11 protein-coding genes and 1 tRNA gene are annotated in these 17,793 nt (G+C 34.8%); 5 read left to right on the forward strand and 7 right to left on the reverse strand.

The window, feature by feature from the left end; all coding sequences use genetic code 11:
• Positions 1-6: 6 nt before the first annotated feature.
• Both RSA43_03300 and RSA43_03305 read right to left on the reverse strand, forming a co-directional pair.
• Entirely contained in the window at positions 7-1,395 is a 1,389-nt protein-coding gene (locus tag RSA43_03300; GenBank protein MEG2496307.1) for a hypothetical protein, read from the reverse strand.
• Between the two features lie 47 nt (positions 1,396-1,442).
• Complete coding sequence (locus RSA43_03305) at positions 1,443-3,038, reverse strand: lipid II flippase MurJ (GenBank protein MEG2496308.1); 1,596 nt, start codon at positions 3,036-3,038, stop codon at positions 1,443-1,445.
• A gap of 78 nt (positions 3,039-3,116) precedes the next feature.
• Here RSA43_03305 and RSA43_03310 point away from each other — a divergent pair, with 78 nt between their 5' ends.
• The gene (locus tag RSA43_03310; protein ID MEG2496309.1) at positions 3,117-3,977 is read left to right on the forward strand and encodes a deoxyribonuclease IV; all 861 of its coding nucleotides are present in this window, start codon (positions 3,117-3,119) and stop codon (positions 3,975-3,977) included.
• Here the strand turns inward: RSA43_03310 and rpsD are convergent.
• Positions 3,974-4,603, reverse strand: coding sequence for a 30S ribosomal protein S4 (gene rpsD, locus RSA43_03315; protein MEG2496310.1), 630 nt, complete (start codon positions 4,601-4,603; stop codon positions 3,974-3,976). The two genes, RSA43_03310 and rpsD, sit on opposite strands and share 4 nt — an antisense overlap.
• 150 nt (positions 4,604-4,753) lie before the next feature.
• Between rpsD and RSA43_03320 the strand changes: the two genes are divergently transcribed.
• Positions 4,754-5,707: a rhodanese-related sulfurtransferase gene (locus tag RSA43_03320; GenBank protein ID MEG2496311.1), complete on the forward strand. Its 954-nt coding sequence runs from the start codon at positions 4,754-4,756 to the stop codon at positions 5,705-5,707.
• Positions 5,708-5,759: 52 nt separating this feature from the next.
• Here RSA43_03320 and RSA43_03325 read toward each other — a convergent pair whose 3' ends face one another.
• The gene (locus RSA43_03325; protein ID MEG2496312.1) at positions 5,760-7,001 is read right to left on the reverse strand and encodes an MFS transporter; all 1,242 of its coding nucleotides are present in this window, start codon (positions 6,999-7,001) and stop codon (positions 5,760-5,762) included.
• Between RSA43_03325 and RSA43_03330 the strand changes: the two genes are divergently transcribed.
• Together RSA43_03330 and RSA43_03335 are read left to right on the forward strand one after the other, a co-directional pair.
• Positions 7,000-10,035: a hypothetical protein gene (locus tag RSA43_03330; GenBank protein MEG2496313.1), complete on the forward strand. Its 3,036-nt coding sequence runs from the start codon at positions 7,000-7,002 to the stop codon at positions 10,033-10,035. The genes RSA43_03325 and RSA43_03330 overlap by 2 nt on opposite strands.
• Positions 10,036-10,039: 4 nt before the next feature.
• Positions 10,040-13,225, forward strand: a complete 3,186-nt coding sequence (locus tag RSA43_03335) for a UvrD-helicase domain-containing protein (protein ID MEG2496314.1) — start codon at positions 10,040-10,042, stop codon at positions 13,223-13,225.
• On the opposite strand, the gene RSA43_03340 is transcribed toward RSA43_03335, so the two are convergent.
• Complete coding sequence (locus RSA43_03340; protein MEG2496315.1) at positions 13,215-14,237, reverse strand: rod shape-determining protein MreC; 1,023 nt, start codon at positions 14,235-14,237, stop codon at positions 13,215-13,217. The genes RSA43_03335 and RSA43_03340 overlap by 11 nt on opposite strands.
• Positions 14,227-15,444, reverse strand: a complete 1,218-nt coding sequence (locus RSA43_03345; protein ID MEG2496316.1) for an aromatic amino acid transaminase — start codon at positions 15,442-15,444, stop codon at positions 14,227-14,229. The genes RSA43_03340 and RSA43_03345 overlap by 11 nt, the downstream gene beginning before the upstream one ends.
• 91 nt (positions 15,445-15,535) lie before the next feature.
• Here RSA43_03345 and RSA43_03350 point away from each other — a divergent pair.
• Positions 15,536-15,608 (forward strand) — tRNA-Ala (locus RSA43_03350).
• A 2-nt stretch (positions 15,609-15,610) separates the two neighbouring features.
• Here the strand turns inward: RSA43_03350 and RSA43_03355 are convergent.
• Positions 15,611-17,764, reverse strand: a complete 2,154-nt coding sequence (locus tag RSA43_03355; protein ID MEG2496317.1) for a GreA/GreB family elongation factor — start codon at positions 17,762-17,764, stop codon at positions 15,611-15,613.
• Positions 17,765-17,793: the final 29 nt, after the last annotated feature.

Below are 17,793 nucleotides of genomic sequence, written 5' to 3' on the forward strand. Positions count from 1 at the left end.
TTATTATTAGAAAGCAGTGATTAAACCAATCTCACATCTACTATAATTAAAAGTATCTCCTATCTTAGCAACGGCCGGTTGGGAGAAACTGGCTTTCCCTTGTAAAAGCAATCCGGGTGCTACGCAGTACGTTCCGCAAAGGGACACGCCTTTATAGTTACCGAAACCATTGGCATCTGCAGGATCATAACCTTCCTGAATAGCTTCATAGAAGAAAAACTCTAGAGTATTACCATGTCCGATACCTGCGATATCCTCTTCAGGAATTGCAAGCGCTTGAACATATTCATAATAAACGGATAATCTCCAATCTTTTGCCTTCTTCAGCTCACCTAAAGTAAAGCCCGCATACCACGCCAAATCCTGTTTCTTATGCATAGTAGTAGGTGTAGCTCTAGACAAGAAATTCTTTAAAGCAGCTCCGGTTAAAAGAAGAGGCTTCGTTGTATTTTTTCCGAACGGAACGGAACGTTCACAACTTAAAAGAATCTGTCCAACCAAAAATTCATATTTGGATTTAGGAGCAGGAGGAGGAGGAGTGGGTGCCGTTTCGGAATGATCGAAACTATGCCAATCAATCAGGTTACCCTTTAAGCAAAAGCCGCCGGGCAACTCATTTACTATAGCTTCAGCAATCCATGCATAGTGCTTTTTCGTCATATCAACAACGAAAGGTCCTCCATGCATAATGAAAGTACCGGTTTTCTTCCCGGGTAAACCTTGAGAATAATAAAGATGAATACCGTCAAAGGTACCGTTGAATTCGATTTCGGATTCAAAAATATCTCCTAAGGAAGATCTACCTATCTCAACAAAAAAATCCGTATCCTTCCGGTCAAAAAGGACGGGACGATAACCAATAAAAGCCCTATCGATATCCACACCGGATCCGACATTGTTAGCACCCGCCAGTGCAACCCATTGCATTTTAGAAGTCAACCATGTTTGGTCTGCCCGATAATCGATTAACATATTGAAATCCGTTCGATATCTATTAATAGGCAATAATTTTTCATTCGGATCGGGGATCTTATTTTTGAATTTCTCTTTAGCATAAACCCAACGAGTCCTGACATCACCGGAAAATTTGAGTTTTCCTAGTTGGCGACGTCCTTCAATAAAAGGCTGTTCCCGAATAAATTTCTCCAAAGACTGCCAATCGACATAACTACTACACTTGGGTTTATCGAAAGACCGTGATTTAGATGCGTCTTCTTTTAAAACCAATAAATCGGAATCGATGACCGATTCTTCCGTAATATTCTCTTCCTTCATTTGCTGTTCCAACTGAGCAACCGTCTTTAACTCTTCGCAAGATTTCATAACGGTTGATTCCGTAAAACAGGTCGAAGAGCAAAGAACTAAACACAAACATAAAAGTGTGGCTCGTTTCATATAAATCCTTACTAGCTTGTATGAAAAAATAATGATCCGAACACAACTCAGGTATCGTTGTCGATTATCGAATTTCTACGCGTCCAAAAATTCAATTGAAAAAGTTCCAAAAGATCATTAACTGCAAAAAGTTTCGCAAAAACATACAAAAAAACCAAGAAAATGCAGTTTTTAGATGAAAAAACAAATAAATTGTTCCAAAAATGAGACAAATCGATAGTCGATTCGGGAAATAAAAAGTTAAAACTATAAGTGGTTATTATATACGCTACCACCAAAGCAGGTAATGCTCTTAACAGCCCCGGTAACATCCCTGTTAGCAAGTTTTTATATAAAGAGCTTTTCAAATCGGAACAATACCATAAACAACACACCTGTAACCATGAAACTACACTCGTTACTAGAGCAATAACAACCATATCGTGATAAATTAAAACACCGAATACATAGCTTAAAATAATATTCAAAGCCACGGAGGCACATCCAAGCACCACAGGAATCGTATATTCTCTTTTGGAATAGAAAAAAATATTCACGATACTAATTAAAGACACAGGTAACAATCCGAAAGAATAACTTATAAGAAGTTTAAAAGTTTTAAGTCCGTCGGTAGAAGAAAATTTGCCATGTCCGTAAATAATCTCTATTCCTAAACGACCGGTCAGAAAAATACCGAAAATGACTATCAGCAATAAATAAACAATTACTTTCAAAGCCAATAACACCAATCTTCGACTTATTTCATAATCTTTACTTTGAACGGCTCTTGAAATGGGCGGTAAAAGAACTGCGAACACGCCTACCGTTAATAAAGAAAGAGGCAATTGTTGTATTCTAAGAGCATACCATAAAAAGGCAGGTCCCGAAGGTTCTATCAAACGAGATAAAAACATATCCGAGACTCCGTTAAGATAATTAGCGGCTATGCCTACAATACTTAACACCATCGGAAATAAAAGCTTCATGAAAGGTCGATATCCCTCAAAACTTTCCATCGGATATTTCTTTTTCAATTTGCGAATCGGCATTAACGTGATGGCCCACTGACAAATAAATCCCCCAATCAAACAAGAAGATAAAATCATTAAGGCTTTTTCGCAGGTAAATCTACGCGTCGATAAAACGATTGCAATCCAGAAAATATTGACAGCAGCCGGAGCTATCCCCGGTAAAAAAAAAGTTTGTTCACAAGACAAGATAACGGTATTTAAAGAGTATAAGACTAAAAAAATACTGCTTGGCAGTAACAATATTATTAAAACAACAGTAAATTTTTGTTCAAGAGAGCATGATTTATAGATTAAAAATAACGCCGCTTCACAAAAACAAACCGTCAATAAGGTGGAAAAAGAAAAAATGTGCACTATTTTTCGAATAAACATTCCCGTTTTTTCGGGAGAATCTTTTCGTAATTTTTCAAAATAAGGTACTAAAGTAATACTTAGAAGGTTTTCTCCGAAAATTCTTCTTAAAAAAAATAAGATTCGAAAAGCCATCCAAAAAGCGGCAACCGACGGAGTTATGCCCCAAATTGTTACCATAACAATTTCTCTGAAAAAACCCGTCATCCGACTGACTAAGTTACCGGAAAAAAAACCAAGAACGGAAGCAACAACGGACCTTTCATTATCTTTGATACTCATTTAATGACTCTTTATAGAAAAATATCGTTGCGTATATAACCAATAGACCAATAAATCATAATTCACTCTTCAAAAGCTATGAAAAATAAAAATTCTTTTCGAATGTTATTGGGTGCTCATACCTCAGCATCGGGAGGCCTTCAGAATGCCGTTTTGGCAGGAAAAGAAATCGGAGCTTCCACCGTTCAATTATTTACGGCTAATCAAAAACAATGGCACAGAAAACCATTGACAAAAGAAAATATCGATTTATTTAAAAACACAGTTGAACATACCGAACTGGAAAAAATCATGAGTCATGCCAGTTATCTGATTAATCTCGGAGCACCTGATGAAACGGTTTTAATCAAAAGTCGTCAATGTATCAAAGAAGAAATTCAAGACTGTTTATCTCTGGGGATATCTTTCGTTAACGTCCATCCTGGGGCTGCTTTAAAAAGTTCGCGCGAAGAATGCTTAGACCGAATCATTGAAAGTATTCTCGATACCGGTTTTCTATTTCCGGATACTTCTTCCTTAACTTTACTATTGGAAACAACTGCCGGTCAAGGTTCTTTAGTGGGAGCTTGTTTTGAAGAATTAGCATATATTCTCAGTAGAACCGAAAAAAAAGTACCTATAGGAGTATGTGTTGATACCTGCCATATTTTTGCTTCGGGATATGACATACGCAATGAAGAGGGATGGGAAGAGATCCTGAAAAATTTCGACAAAATTATCGGACTGAAATATTTAAAAGCTCTTCATCTAAATGACTCCGTATACTCGCTTGGAGCCAGAAAAGATCGACATGCAAATTTAGGTGAAGGACACATAGGGTGGAGCAGTTTTAAGTACATCATGGAAAACGCAACCCTAAAACCGCTACCTAAGTATTTAGAGACCCCTGGGGGGCCCGAAACATGGAGGAAAGAAATCCGAAAACTCTTAAAAAATTAAGTCCTGTGTGCAAGAAACTCGCAAACAACCGCAACATTGATAGGCATTGGCATCTGATTTTCCATCTGTTCCAAATCGGGGACAGCAATAAGACTTCCTTTAAAAGAATTCTTATCCAAAGATAAATATGCAGGTAGAGAATCACAATTCTTCAACTCCAAACACATTTTAATATCCTGTCTCTTGCGAGATTTTTCTTTTAAAGATATTTCCATTCCCAGCTTCACATGAAAAGACCGCCGATCTACTTTTTTACCGTTTACCAAGACATGCCCGTGAGATACCAATTGCTGTGCCGCAAAGATGGTTTTCGCAAAACCTAAGCGATAGACAATATTATCCAAACGACACTCAAATCTTTCAATAAACCACTGAGCCGTATTTCCGGCTTTTTTGGAGGCTTCTTTGAACGCTTTAACGAGCTGCCGCTCCATAATCATGCCGTAGCAAGCTTTCAACTTTTGTTTTTCTTCAAGCTGAAACCCATAATCCGACTTTTTCTTTCTCTGAACACCGTGCTGCCCCGGAGGATTCGGTTTATTCAATAGAGGGTTTCTACTCCTGCCAAAAATATTAGCCCCAAAACGACGTGCTATACGATTTTTAGGACCGCAGTACCGTGCCATTAACGTTTATCCTTTATTTAGACTTCTAAAACAAACACTTCACTTTCAAATGATTCAAAACGACTGATCGTAGCCGAAGGTGACATTTTAGTTAGAGACGTTAATTTTCTACAATGGAATTATTTGTATGATTCCGGTAAAGTCTCCATCATGAAAAATATTTACTACGCTTTAGCCTATTATTCTGTAGCCGGTGTATCCGATCCTCATGAAGAGATCGTTTTACATCAAATTTTTTTGAAAAACAAAGATGCTGCCTGTCGTATTTATATTTCAGAACAAGGCATCAACGGTCAATTCAGCGCCCATATTACGGTTGCTGAAGAGTATATGAATTGGCTTAAGGAGCGACCTTCTTTCGCTAAAATTCATTTTAAGATTCATGAAATTCAAGAAAATATTTACCCTAGAATAACGGTAAAATACCGAAAGCAACTCGTAGCTTTGGATTACGACGTAAATCTATCTCTTATGGGTGATCATATCTCTCCTCAGGAATGGAAAGAAAAGCTTTTGGAAGGTCAGTCGTTGATTCTCGATGTCAGAAACGATTATGAATGGAAAGTCGGTCATTTTGAAGGAGCGACTTTGCCTCCTCTTAACACATTCAGAGAATTTCCCGCTTATGCCGCGGATTTGGCAAAAACGCATGATCTTGAAACCCCGGTTCTCATGTATTGTACCGGAGGAATTCGTTGTGAATTTTATTCCGCATTATTAAAAGAAAAAGGATTCGAAAAGGTTTATCAGCTTGACGGAGGTGTAATAGCCTACGGGCAAGAAGTCGGACAGGATCTCTGGAAAGGGAAGCTTTTTGTCTTCGACGATAGATTGACAATCCCCATATCTCCGACCGAACAACCCAGCATGATTAGCCATTGCATTTATTGCAATAAACCTGCGGACATTTATTACAACTGCGCCAATGTCAATTGCAACGATCTCTTCATTTCCTGTTCCGAATGCATAGCACCTAACCATTGTTGTTGTTCCGACGAGTGTCAAAACTCAAATACGGTGCGTGTATATGATTCATCCCGAGGCAATAAGCCATTCGGAAGAAAAAGTACGGCTACGATCTTAGTTTCGGAAATGAGCGAATAATCTTTTTCTCATTAAATAAAATAGATTTTCCGTAAAGATTTAATAACCGTTTTCACGGCTTATTTTTAACAAAAACGATTTTTACTTGCTCTCGCCACCCAATCATCATCCAGATCGTCACAGTTAAAGTCAGGCATCCCATAATCAAAAATCCCGTTTTCGAGGCTTGGCCTAAACAATGTCCACACAGGAACATAATCCCGGAAGCACATAAAACACCTACGAAGTCAATCAAACTACTTACCGCAAGATTTTGTCCTCTATAAGAAATCGGACTTACTAATTGGACAAAAGCATGTAAAGGTACAATAAAACCGCCTCCGAAAAATCCTAAAGCAAACAATAAAAATATAACACTAATGAGGGAGCTTGAAAAAACATAAAGAAAAACAAAACCTATGCACATACCTAAAGCCATAAAAGGAACATAACCTAATACAACTTTAGATCCCGAAATATAGCCGATAAAAGTAGATCCTAAACCGATACCTATAGCGGTTCCTAAAAAGAAATATCCTCCATACAAGGGCTCCAATCCCAATTCGCTCTTAACAAACGAAAGCAAGGCGGACTGTGTATAGACGCCAACCAATAAAAAAAAGCCTCCTAACAAAATAGAAGAAACAAGAAAAGGAGTAGCACGACATCGTTGTAAACAAACAATCACATCCTTAACAAATGACCAATGTAATTTTTGTTCAGGATTACAAACACCGGTATCTTTTATATTTAATGACAAAAAAAAGCCGATTATCGAAAAAACAAAACAAAATAGTGAAGAGAAAACAAAATTGTCAGAAGATACGTGAACTAAAAAAGACGCTAAAAACACTCCTATAATACTAGCCAAATAAGTAACACTGGTCATAATTCCGTTACATTTCGTCATTTTCCGACTTGGGACCATTTCAGGCAATATTCCGAATTTAGCAGGAGCAAACATAGCAGTATGAGCAGCCATCAAAAATAAAGTTATATACCCTAGTACGGATGACGATAAAACAAAGCCTAAAAATCCCAAGAAAGTACAAACTATTTCTGCTATCCTAGTCAAAAATATTATTTTACTTTTAGAATATTTATCGGAAAGGCTCCCTGCTACCGCTGCCAATACAATAAACGGAGCAGCAAATAAAAAACCTACAGAACTTAAAACTAAAGCATTATTGGATTCGGTTACTTTTGTTAATAGAAAAAATACTAATAAAGTCTTATATAAGTTATCATTTATAACAGTGAAAAAATGAGTTAAAACCAAACCGTGAAACGATTTTTTTTGAGAAACATCAGGCATGCCCAATCAACAACCTCTAACTTTTTTTTTGAGTAATAAAATTGCTCTATTATTAAAAGAATTAGATATGAATCTTCTGATAAATGCCACCCCTTTTAGCAAAAGATGGATTATCGTTCCTAACCAAGAAATAGGTTTATGGATACAAAATCAAATAGGATTTTCAATCCAAAGACAAATTTCCATGGGAACTTTATGTATATCTTCATTGGAAGTTTTTCTTGATAAACTCAATCACTATTTATTTCCAACCGAGCCATTGAAAATTCCCGATGAAGTAGGGATATTTTTTGCTGTAAAAAAAATTTTACTCAAAACCCTCTCGGATGAAAGATATAATCCTATTAAAAAAATTTTTTCAACTAAAACTCAGCGTCTTTCCTTTTCAACGGTTAATTTCATCACCGCTTTTATAAAAAAAGCTTACTTTATGGATTTTAAAATTTTTGAAGATATGGATCCGGTTATAGTACAGGTTTTATCGGAATTTCAAAAAATCTTCGATTCGTTATCGGAAATATTAAATCTTTTTACACAAAAAATAATAATGTCTCCCGATAATGTACCCGCGTTACATTTTTTTGGATTTTCCGATTTTTCTAATCCTATAAAAAATTTTTTTCACAAAATCCAAAACCATATTCCGATAAACATTTATCAACAAACGGCTTGCAGGGGCATTTGTCTAGAGGTATGTTCCGATAAGGAATTGGCATTACTAGGTATTCCGGAAGCTGAACAAGAAAAATTCCATGCGATCCCATATCCTTTTTTGGGTAATTGGGGAGAAATAACAAAGAAACTGCTTTGTCATATCTGTGATTATAATCTTAATACAAAGGAGAATTATGAAGACAATGTCGTTATTAATGATTTAAATCGCCTACAAAATGCTATCTTAAACGTCACCGAAATATGTCCTCAAATAAATGATGATAGCTTTTCTATATTCAAGGCCACTTCCAAATTACGAGAAATCGAGATACTTTGTGATAAAATTTTGAAAATAATAGGTCTCGAAAATGAGAATGCACCCTCACAAATTTTTGTATTAACAACTAATCCTCAAGAATATTTTCCTTTAATAACTCAAGTCTTCTCGGAGAAATTATCTTTTAAATTCTCAGGTTTTTTAACTCGTGAAGGAAAGAATTTAAAAGAAAAAACCGAATTGATTTTTAAGATAATTGAAAGTGATCTGGAAATAGAGAATCTTCTTCTTCTTGTTTTGCATCCAGATTTTTTAAAAAAAAGACGTTGGAAAATCAGTGAATCAAATTTCCTATTAAAAATATTAAAAAATGCAAATATCCTTTGGAAATATACTTCAAACAATCAAGATACTGCTTGGACGGATTACATAGCCGATATTTTCAGGAATTACCCTTTTGTTTCCGACATCTCCAATGAACAATCTCTTTTTGAATCATCACAAAGTGAAATTTATGGAGAATTAGGAATTCTTCTCCATAATTTAACGATTTTTTCTTCGTTTATGAAACTCAATCATATCCCGGCAGATTACAAAGATAAGATGCTTCATCTGCTAAACATTTGCTTTTACATTGATGAAAATGAAGAACGAATTTTACAAGAAGCCGTTTTGAATTCATTTAAAAAAGATTACATTAATACTTATGAAATCGATTTTGACTTTTTCAAATCTTATTTTTTAAAAGCTATTGAGCACGATTTCTCTAACTTCAGGTCACATATCGGAAATTTTATAAGAATCGGTCATTTAACACATCTATCTGCGTTGCCTAAAGACTACACGTTTATTTTAGGATTTCCTGACATCACATGGACTTCGAATCCTTTCGACTCTTTAAAAACCACTTCATTACAAGCGGAAGCCGAGACCAAATTAGCACTCCTGCATGCTATTATCTCTACGAAAAAAAAAGTATGTGTAAGTTATACCCAAAATACACAAAGAAGTCATGAGTCTTTGGCAATCTTACAAGAGATGCTGAAGGTAGTTCCTAAAGACAAAATCGAAAATCATCCCACTCAAAACTATCATCCCGATTATTTCAAACAATCTTCCCCTATTTTTATTAATGATTTATCCAGATTTCAAATGGCAGAAAATTTTAATTCTTCGTCACCTACTATTAGAAAAGATTTTTTTTCCGAAAATCATTCTTATGAGAGAGTGCATGAAAACAATATAGTGACATCCGAACGACTTATTTCTTTTGTTGATCTTATCAATTGTTTATCTTCTCCAATTAATCATTTTTTCAAGCACCGTTACGGTATTAACTATAAAGATCACTACCCTTCAATACCAACCCCAAAGTTTTACCCTTCTTCAGCTTTTAAACGGAAAATAAAAAAGCAATATTTGAAGGAGCGAGATCCACCGCTTTCGCCTTGTTTATGTGTTTATTCGAAATCTTTTTTTGAAGAACAAGCAGAGAGTGAAAAAAATATTTTAGATAAATTTTTGAACGATTCCTCACTACCTTATAGAACTGTCGTATTTTCGGAAGCAGCCGTAAAACAAAATTCTATTATTAAAACACAAAATCCTCCTATAGAGATTATTTTGAATGGCGAGAAAATAAAAATTTGCGGCGAAATTAAAGGAATTTCTTCTGAAGGACTCTACTATCCGGGAAAACTTAAATCTAAAGATTTGTATCCAATACAAGAATATATCGAAATAATAATTTTAAGGTTTTTGAAAATTTCAAAAGGAAGTTTATTTTTTAAAGACGAATCGGAATCCTTAACCCTTACCGAATTATCTTTAACCCCTGAAGATGCTCGAATAAAACTGGAGAACATTGTTCGTTATTACTATTTAACGAAGAATCATCCTTCTCCTTTATTAATCGAATGGGTTCCGGCAATCTTATCCGGAGATGAAGAAAAATTAACTAAAACAATTCATGATTACATCGATCGACTAAGATGCGATGACCTCAATTTCTGGATTTTGAATTTTCGACAATATCCCTCTGCCACGCAAATATTGCAATATTGGAAACAGACGGCTTTTGATATATTTAACCTAGTTCCATAAAAACATGACTTTTGACATCCTTTCGGCTCAAACCCAAATTCTCGGAGAAAATTTTCTGGAAGCTTCAGCGGGCACCGGAAAAACATTCACAATTGAACATCTTTATCTCAGATATGTTGTTGAACACAATATTGATGTAGATAAAATCTTAGTCGTGACTTTTACTAAGAAAGCAACCCAGGATTTACAAGAAAGAATTTTTTCGAATTTAAAGAATATGCTTTCTTTGATTACCGAAAGCAATACATACAAGGATTTACCGGATTATCTTCTCAATTTGCTTAATGATAATGTAAATCGGATTGACAATCGAAAAAATATTTGTCGTCGTTTAAAAACAGCAATTAACAATTTTCAAGACAATGCTATCTTTACTATTCACGGGTTCTGTTCAAAAGTTTTAAGAAAGTATCTACCTGGGCAGATACTCCATGACCACGTCGGTAATGAGTACGACAAATTAAAGAACGAAATCCGAAAATATTTCAAAAACCAAAAATTCAAAGATCTTTTACTTAAGAACCAATTAAAACTCTTATATCAAAAATACCCTTTCTCTTACGGAGATTATAGTAATTCTTTAGAGGAAATAATTTTAAAAGAAATTTTAAACAAAAATCCATCAAAAACTTCATCTACCGATAATACCAGGGAACCCTTACACAACAGCTTTCTCAAAATCAAAAATGAATTTTCTTTCTTGAGCTCCCAAGAAATATTTGATCTTCTCAAAACGGATGCCAAGCATTTTAAAGATATTTGCTCCACTAAGAAAGAAATAAAGAGTTTTTTTCTTGAAAGCCTATCAGGACTTTCGGAATCATTAGCTAACGTCGACATATCCCTATTGAAAACGAACGATATTTGCCGTTTAAATTGTACGAATCGAAAAAAAACCGCTTCGAATAAATCCCTATCGGGTTTATTAAACAGATTACATCAATTAAATGTTTTTAATATGATATCCAAATTCTTGAATTTGGAAATAATTATTGAATTAATAGTTTATGATATAAAAATTCATATCGAAAACAGTGATCTTCATTTAAGTATCAACGATCAATTAATACTTACGGAATGTTTAATCACAACACAACCCCAAATCGCTCAAAAAATTCGAGACGATTTTACATGTGTTATGATTGATGAATTCCAAGATACCGACATTTTACAATGGAAAATTTTTTCTACTCTTTACATAGGACTCTCTCCCCCAAAAAACATTTTTCTTATAGGAGATCCTAAACAAGCCATCTACGGATTCAGGAACGCAGACGTCTATACTTATGCTAAAGCTAAAACATTTTTTGAAACCAAAGGAAAAACGTCTTCCTTAAATGTCAGTTATCGATCTATCCCACGATTAACCGATTGCTTAAATTTCTTTTTTACATACGCTGCTTCACTCATGACTCTACCGAAAACAGGGGGATACATACCGTATACTTCTATTGAAAATCCTCCGAATTCTGCCGAGGATCCATCAAAGGAAAAACCTTGTCAAATTATAGTAGATCAAAATGAAACGAATGTTTTTAAAAGAATATGTTTTGAAATAAAAAAATTAAACACACAAAAAAACATTCCTTTAAAAAAAATAGCCGTCTTATTTAGAGACAAAAAACAAATAGAACGATTTATAAGAATTTCTTCTTGTTTACCCACTACCGTATTTTCAGGAAAATCAATAACAAAATCTCTTGCGTTCGAGGCCCTATTTTCTCTCTTAGCAAGTATTTATTCACCTCATGATGAGGGAAAGTTGTATAAAGCTCTCTGTACTCCGTTATTTTTTCTATCCATAGAAGATTTCATACAAAACAAATTCTACTATCTTGAATTATTTTCTTCTTTCCGAAAAATTTTAATAAACAAAGGAATTCTAGCCTTATTCAAAGAAATAGTGCGACGCCGTGGACCGAAAATCCTTCAAAACATTCATCATTCATTTTATGAAGATCTTTCACATTTATGTGAACTTCTGAACAAAAAAGTACATTGCGTAGAATCATATTTGATCTACTTACAAATATTAAAAAATTCCGGAAATCAAAATCTTGATGAAATAAATCAGACCGGAGATTCCGAATTGGATGCGGTACATTTGTTGACTATTCATGCCTCAAAAGGATTGGAATACGATGCGGTTTTCGTTCCCGGTTTGGATTATGGCACCCGACAAACATCTTCAGACCGAATGGAAGAAAACGCCGAAAAATCCAGATTGACTTATGTTGCATTAACCCGTGCCAAAAAATACCTTTTTATTCCACTTACACTAAAATCTTATGAATCCATCAATGAAGGACAACCCGCTACTCCAATCTCTCGACTTTTATTTGAAATCGAAAAAAATACGAAAATCTCTATAGAAAAACTTGCCGAACAAGAAAAATCTCCATTTGCTTTCTTTACCAATGAAAGTCCGATAAAGGATTCCTCAGTGTCTTCCGAAACCAAACTTATCCCCCCCGGCACATTTGATATACCCATTTGGGAAGAGCCGATAATTTTATCTTTTTCGGGTTTAAAACAAGTAATACAAACAAATCATCAAATAATCGAAAACGACGAATGTTTATTCCTACACCATGAACCGGATTCTTCCGATCTTCCATTAGGCCCTCAAACAGGAACCATCATCCATAAAATCATTGAAAAACTGAATTGGTCTATCTTTAAACAACCTGAAAATACCTCGGAAATCATTTCCTTTATTTCACCCTTCTTACAAAACACTCCGTTATCGGGTTATGAGTCATACATTGCAGATATGTTAAATAAAGTATTTAACACACCGATAATAATCGATAACGAAACTATTGTATTAAACCGAATATCTTCAGACAAAATTTTAAAAGAAGCCGATTTTCACCTTTATAATGATAATTTCTCATTCTCGAAAAATAAATACTGGAAGGGAACCATTGACGTTTTTTTTGAATATAACGGTCATTATTATGCTATTGATTGGAAAATGACCTATGCCGGAGGAAATTCCGAAAATTACAATGAATCCGCTCTCCTAAAACTACTGGAAGAAAATTTATTAAATTACCAAGCCGCGATATATAGAACTGCTTGTAAAAAATATCTTGAGCTATTTAATAAAGAAAATTTATTTAAAAGCATTATTTTTATTTTCTTAAGAGGAATAGATAAATACGGTCAAGGAGTAGTTACTTTATAGATGCCCCAAGAATATCCGGAAAATCATCTGAATTAAAATTAACCGGAGGAAGAACGATAACTTCGTTTAACAGATCAAGATCCTTAACCAAAGGTTGTGCCTCCAATTCCAAAATATAATCCCCTTCCTGAGGCATAATCACCGTAACAACTTCAGCTACGGGAATACCCTCAGGAAAAACACCATCAAATCCGGTCGTAACCAAAATATCGCCCTTCGATAAAGAAAGCCCGTTATCATTTTTTCCCTGACAAAAACCATGGCCCTTCAATAAACGGGAATATTTCGTCCTTAAAGGATTTCCGGTACCATTTAGAACCCCGAATATTACCGAATCTTCTTTTAATGAAAAATCGACGTCCCACTCATCATTTAAAAGAGTCAATTCCTTTACTAAGCTATGAGTATCGTAATCCGAGATGTTTTGAAGATGCCTAATCAAAAAAGAAACGCAGGTCTTCATGAGAGCATCCTTATATCTTTTTCCCGGAACATAAACGGAAGGTTTGATCCCTGCATCAGTAATCATTCGTACTCTGGATTGATTGTCACCAACATAATCTACAAGACCGACTAAAAATCCTCCCGAAACTACAGGACTGTTTTTTTTTAAATCAAAACCGTTTTTTTGACCAATATCTATCCAAAAAGAACTATTCCAGAATGACGGATCTCTATAAACCACCTTTGCAGTAGCAATGTTTCTTTGAAACTTAGCGGATATATGATCAGACAAAAAAAAATGGCATAAACCGGCATATTCTCTTTTAAGATGATCCAAATCTCTTCTTAAAAGAAAATTTTCCTCATCATAAGCAACCGGAGATATCGTTTTCGAAGAAGTTATCGGAGTCGAAAAAATCTTACGTAAAAAAAAAATCCTTTTTTCCTGAATAAAATTTCTTATTTTTCCTTCGAAAACTCCTCCTACTCCGATAATAATGGATAAACAAATACCGATAACAAACAAATATTTTCTTTGATCTCGTTTTATTTTTTGCTTATAAAACATGTACTAAACCAAACGACTCCGCTACATAATCGATATTATCCGAATTTAATCCGGCAAGATTAAATCTTCCACCCGGTCCTACATAAATCGATTTTTCCTTTTTTAAAAACTCAACTTGTCGAAAAGACCAGGAAGCGTATCCGAAAAACCCTACTTGATCACCGAGAAAATCAAACGACTGTCCACAACCGGATTTTAAAGCTTCAACGATAACTCGTCTTTTTTTATCTAAATTATGTTTCATTTCCGATAATTCATTCTCCCAAGCCTTACGTAAGTCCGAATTTTCCATAATCGTTTTTATAATAAAAGCACCTCTTCTGGACGGCGATGAATAAATTCCTCGAGTTTTTTCTTGTAAAAACGAGGCGACTTTATCCAAATAACAACGTTCTTGGTTGAAAACTCCTAAAAATCCGATTCGCTCTCCATACAAACTAAAATTTTTACTCAAACTAGAAGCAACCAAAACAAACGGCATTTGTTTTACAAATAATTCAACTGCATACCTATCTTCATAAAAGCTTTTAGCAAATCCTTGATAAGCAAAATCAAAAAAAGGTATCAATTCTTTTTCTTTAAAAACTTGAGCCAATTCCGACCACTGTTGTTCCGTAAAATCGGTTCCTGTAGGATTATGACAACATGCGTGCAACAGTACTAAAGAGCTGTTTTTCACTTCGGAAAAAAAGTCGATTATTTTTTCAAAGCAAACAGTCTTGGATGCAAAATCCAAATAAGGATAACAAGAGACCTTCAAACCTGCTTGAGAAAAAATTCTTATGTGATTATCCCATGTTTCCTTCGGCACAAAAACTTCCGATATCGCTCCGGTCCCTTTGATTAATTTTGCTCCTAAACAAAGAGCTCCCGTTCCGCCTACGGTTTGCATTCCGTATATATGATCATGATTAACGGTGTCTCCGAAAACCAAAGATTTCATAACGGCAATATAATCACGATCCCCGGCTATTCCCAAATATTCCTTATTTAATTCACTTGTAAGCAATTCGGTTTCCGCTTTTTTGACACCCTTACTTCCGAAAACTTTTCCCGTGCTCTCATCAATATAAACTCCGATTGAAAGATTGACTTTTACGGAAGACGGATCATTACGAAATTCGCTCTGAAGACCTAAAATAGAATCCGGAGGAAACACAGGAAGATTATTAAAAACACCTAAGCGATTTTTTGATAAAGAACCCATAAAATATTAACTCTCCCTAAAAATTTTTAAAGATATAAAACATCCCGTTGACTCAAAAACAAATACAAAATAAAATTCTCCAGTCGTTTTAGGGGTGTTAGCTCAGTCGGTAGAGCGCAACAATGGCATTGTTGAGGTGAACGGTTCGATCCCGTTACACTCCATTCTAGATTTCAGCTTTGAATATCTTTTGGATTAAAAATTCTTTATCATGAAAACTAAAACGTTGTTGTTCTTTCAATCCAACCATTTGTTCGGTAAATCTCGATTTCAAAGAAAGAATATTCTTTTCGGGATCGGCTTCCCATGGTCCCAATATCGTATAACAAACAATTCCTCCAGTATCATCAACAACCTCAACGACACATCCAATTCCTACTTCCGAATCGCTTATATCTACGGCAGTTAAAATTCTAGCTCGTCCTAATTCTTCAGACAAAACTTTGATTTCATTTTGAATCCTGGCTCGTTTCTCAAGAGCAAATTTGTATTCGGAATTCTCTCTTAAATCCCCTAAAGCCCTTGCAGCCTCTATTTCTCTGGCATTTTCAACCATTTCCTTTCCTGCAAGAGAGTTGAGTTTTTCTCTCATCTTACAATAACTGCCTTGTGTACTCCAAAAAATGTCGTCGTCATTTTTAACTGTTTTAGAAGACTTTAGACTAGGTTGGACGACTTCGGTTAAACTTTGCAGAATACTTAAATCTTCTTGGGAAAATTGAGGACATTTAGTTGAGAGTAAAATCAATTCTCTTAAAAAATCAACCGAAGCCGACTTAATAAACTCTCTGAGTAAAAGATACTTTTTTCCAACCAAAAACTGATAAAGTTTCTTTTGATAATCTTTATCGGAAACGTTTTCGGAAAGGAAATGTAACAAAACAAAAGAAGCCTCAAGAAAATCCCTTCTGATGGATAAATCATCAGGTGAAAACAAGCCGTCTTCTTTCATAAACAGCTTTTGTAAAACCCAAATAAATGCTTCAGGATAACAAGACGCTTTACCGGGAAGCTCAGTTATAATCTCTCTTAATAAAATGTCTCCGAACTCGGACTCTTTCAACTCTTTAAAAAGGTATCCCCGAATATTGGATATATTATTACAAAGAAATAAACTTAAAAAAACACGATTCCATTCTTTCAGATGTTTTTTTATTAACTCTAAAAAACTGCGCTTCAAACCCAAAACGTATATGGAATCCATTACATCTTCGATCTTTGAAGAACAAACATATTCTTTAACTACCGATTCTTTATCAATCGACAAAAAATCATTTAAAATAATCAGACACTGTAAGCGATCTATCGGATCGCAATTATCTAAAGAAACAATGTCCTCCAAAACCGATATTAAATATTCCTCACAATCTTTTCTTTTAACTTCTTGAGGAAAGTCTCTCAGAAAATTATATACGGATATGATTTTTTCCTTATTGGTCAGATTTTCGGAATGCTCTTTTTTAAGTCGCTCTACACGAGAACAACTTCCTACACGTAAGACAAATGGATCTTTCAAATTATCGGGATAAATGACTCTCGAGTCTTTTTTTAATTTACTTCTCGCTGATTGCCACCATTTACTCCATTCTGCTTCCGGAATTACCAAATCCAACAATTCGTTTTTAATTTCCGAAGATGTTTTAATACCTAAATCTTTGAGCATCATAATAATAACCCCAACAGGATCCCGTTTCGCCAAAGACTCCAAAGAATCAGGATCTCCGAATCTTCGAGAAAGAAAATGTCCCTCATTTAAAGGAATCAAAGTTTTAAACGCACTCTCGAAAGAAACTTCTTTCAACGAAAATACACCTTCAAATTCAATAAGGGCTCTTTTCTGAGTAAATGAAGCCTCCATAACTTCTCCTACTCCCCAACCTCTTAAATGAAATACGAATTTTCCGGGTTTTAAGTGGTTAAGTAATTCGTAGTTACTGATAGCTCCCTTAAACTCTCCTCCTTCTCTTAAACCAATCAGCTTTAACGATTCTTGAAAATATTCTTCCCGTTCATATTTTTCTTTTAGAAAATTATAAGACAAATCATAAAAAAGTTTTGAATTATCGACTTGCAAATCCAATATAAGTCGCAAAATATTATCTTTCGAAGGCCCTTCCGCAACCACTTCCCATAAAGGTAGTACGGTATCAACGACTTGTCCAAAAACAGCCGCCAGAGGAGAACCCTTAACCATTTCTAAAACTTTCACAACTTCTTCAGCATCCACTACATCATTGAGACAAAACTCATCCCAAATAGACATGAAAGAAGAATACTGTTCCTCTTTTATAAGTGATTGAAATTTCTCTAAGTAATCCACAAACAATCCAAGTTTTTGGAAGACAAAAT

The organism is Victivallaceae bacterium (genome assembly GCA_036659455.1).
In the GTDB taxonomy this organism is placed as follows: Bacteria; Chlamydiota; Chlamydiia; order Chlamydiales; family Chlamydiaceae; genus JAVXCN01.